Origin of the sequence: Paenibacillus sp. Leaf72, from assembly GCF_001422685.1 — a bacterium.
Classification (GTDB): Bacteria; Bacillota; Bacilli; order Paenibacillales; family Paenibacillaceae; genus Pristimantibacillus.
This window is the reverse complement of sequence record NZ_LMLV01000026.1, coordinates 1-2,949: the sequence shown is the minus strand read 5'-3', so window position 1 is coordinate 2,949 and position 2,949 is coordinate 1. Positions and strand designations below refer to the sequence as shown.

At 53.6% G+C, this 2,949-nt stretch carries 3 protein-coding genes; all 3 read right to left on the bottom strand.

Translation table 11 applies throughout. The annotated features are described in order from the left end of the window. Positions 1–406 (bottom strand): hypothetical protein (locus ASF12_RS21160; RefSeq protein WP_155973354.1); only part of this gene is annotated, 406 nt, incomplete at its 3' end. Between the two features lie 32 nt (positions 407–438). Beyond that, on the bottom strand, positions 439–1,542 hold the full coding sequence (locus ASF12_RS21155) for a hypothetical protein (RefSeq protein WP_056039150.1): 1,104 nt from the start codon (positions 1,540–1,542) through the stop codon (positions 439–441). A 20-nt stretch (positions 1,543–1,562) separates the two neighbouring features. Beyond that, a complete protein-coding gene (locus ASF12_RS21150) occupies positions 1,563–2,255 on the bottom strand; it encodes a DUF4280 domain-containing protein (protein WP_056039147.1) in 693 nt (230 codons plus the stop codon). Positions 2,256–2,949 lie beyond the last annotated feature (694 nt).

Genomic DNA, 2,949 nt, shown 5'->3' with positions numbered 1-2,949 from the left:
CGCTCTTCCGATCTGCACCTTCCTCTTTCGCTTGCGCTTTCTGGATCTCCACTTCCATTTGTTCAGGAACTTGCTCATCCATATACAGCTGCTCCAGCTCTTCATCCGTCAGCAGCTCGGTRAACGGYACCTCCACCTTCTGAAAATCCAGCTTGCCGCTCTTGATGCCGACTCGGTTTTCACTGATCAGCACATAGCGATCCGCCTTCGTCTGCAATGCGACCTGATTCGTCGCCCGCATTCGGATCGATTCGAGGATTCCCTTATCGCTCCCGCTTCCCAGCTCCACCTTATTGCCCGCGACTAGCAGCACATCTTCACTCGCATTCACCGTGATGTTCCCGCCATCCAAATGCAGGCTGACCGTTCCTTTTTCAAAAAGAACCCCATCGTCCCCCAGCTGCATCTTGGCCGCTCCCGGCGATTCAAACACCTTCGTCACACCTTCGTCGTCGGCTTCTGGAACACCGTCCGGCTTTTCATCTCCTCGCTGCCGCCTCGCACCGAGTTGATCGCCATCGCTTTCTTTTCCACACCGTTTGGAAAATAAACCTTTATCCGCGCGCCCTCATCCGGCAGCACATGAAACAGATTGTTCCCTTCCCCTGAATATGGGAACCACCAGTTTCCCTGCTCGTCATGTGCGTTGTCGATGTCCAGATGCACCTTAACCATATTGTTCGCCCGTTTCACGACGCGCCCTTCCAGCGATACACCCTGAATCCCTTCATTTTGCCGGGATTTCCGTCTCAGCGTCTGACGCCGGACCAGCACATATTCATAGGTCAGCAGCCCTGAGGCATAGCTAATGATCGACTCGGCCACGACCCACATCTGCTTCTTGAATACGACATCGTCCCCAACCTGGCAAAATTGCTCGCTGGTTATCCGGTAGCTGACGAAGTCTGCTTCGTGAATAAGATCCGCATCACTGCCTTCCGCATGGGCTTTCAGCTCTTCATAGGCGGCGCGGTTTTTCAAGACCGTATAGCGCTTCGCCTTCAGCTCCTTCCCCCATGACAGGTCCGGTACGCCAAAATACACGCGCGGGGTATCCATCACCACATCCGGCAAAATGACCGTACCCACCCGAGACGAACGCCGCCCTCCTCCACTCGCTCGAATATGAATATTTTGCGCGTCCCCGCGGGGATAGTTCTTAACCAGTTGCAGAATCGCATCCGTGTATGTCAGATACTTATTCTGATACGACCGATTTTTCGGCTCCAAATCCATTGCATACGTGCGCGACAGCGCCTCGACCTTGACGTGGGGAATGCCGTCCTCCATTTCAATATCTACATGCGTAATGCCCCCAGCAAACCAGCTTTCCGCCTTAGGCTCAGTGGGCTTGCGCATGATTAGGCTGTCCTCGAAGCTGCTTCTGCCTATACAGGCCTCGGCTTCCGCTTCCGTCATTTCCGCTGTAAAGGTACATTTCGCATGCGCATTGAACTTCCGCTCGATGCGAAAGCTGCGCACGGCCTTTAGCTTATAGGGCCACTGTAACTGATAGCCATCTCCTTCGAACCCTACCTCCACGCTTTCACCTCTCCTCTCCATTATCTCTGGGAAAATTCAGGAGGTACGGGGTCCATTCCATTGGTCAGCAAGCGAATCTCTCCTCCATACTTGCAAGACAAACACGATTTGCTGGTCAGCGCAGCTACCCCTTGAATCGATACATTGGGACTGCCATTCGTCCATTGCACTTGTGGCACCTTCAAGTTCTCCAGCATCTCAAGCAGCGATGGCACGCTGTTAGACGAACCCGTTTTCGGCTTAAATGGTGCCCCCGCAGGTGCGGATGCTGAAACCGTCGGCAGCAGTTGGGGCGCACAAGGATACACATAACGATTAAAGGTAGGTTCTTGTTCGTCCGGGTCATAAATGAATTTATGATAGCCGGGTTGCAGAGAATTCCCTTCCTCCGCTTCTTTCATAGGATGATGCTCACTTCGGCAATAGCCAAAAGAATAGAAGTTACCATTCAAATCCTCTGCCATGAGATAAGCAGGCTTCCCCTTAATCACGCCCGGCACGGATGTAGATGCCACACAATCCTCCACAGTCAGCATCGGACTTCCATTAATGTATACACCATTAGGATCTTGCTTGCTTAGCACCTCCTCATGCGTACCCTTGGAACAATACATGTAAGCTCCCGCCGTCACATACGTATCCTCGCTTCTCCATGGAGATTCAAGCAGCGCCTTAAGCGTAGCCTTCTTCAAAACGGTTGACCTAGCTTCCATTCGTCGCCATTCCCCCTACCAACTCAATTCGTCTCACACTCAGCCCATACAAGCTTTTCCGCAGCAGCCCCTCCGCTATATCTACACGCACCACCAGCACACGGCTGCGGTAGTACNACCAACTCAATTCGTCTCACACTCAGCCCATACAAGCTTTTCCGCAGCAGCCCCTCCGCTATATCTACACGCACCACCAGCACACGGCTGCGGTAGTACGGAATCTGGAAAATCGCAGCTTCTTGCAGCGCCCATGGATCTACCCACATTTTGCTCACTCGCCCGTTTTCCGTCACGGTCCGCTCTGGCGCTAAGCAAGGCACCTCCTGCACATCCATCCAGTCATAAAAAAACTGTCCCTGCTGCTCCAAATCCATGACGATGACGCTCTTATAGCCCATATTCGGAACCATTCGGCTGACGACCGCCCGCAGCTCAGCGCCTACGAGCAGCAGCGGATTTTCAATCATACAACCCGGATTTAGCCGACTCCCCTTCTTGACGTACACCATCTCCTGCTGCTCCGCATAGCGGTAGCCTCTCAGCATGCGCTCGGGAAAAGCCAGGTTCGCCCCGTTCGCCGGCAAGCGCCGATCATGCTCCAGCACGAAATATTCCATCCCTGCCTCCAGCTCATGCGAGTGCCATTCCCCTTCTTCTCAGCATCAGCGCCAAGTGCTGGGACGAGAGCAGATTG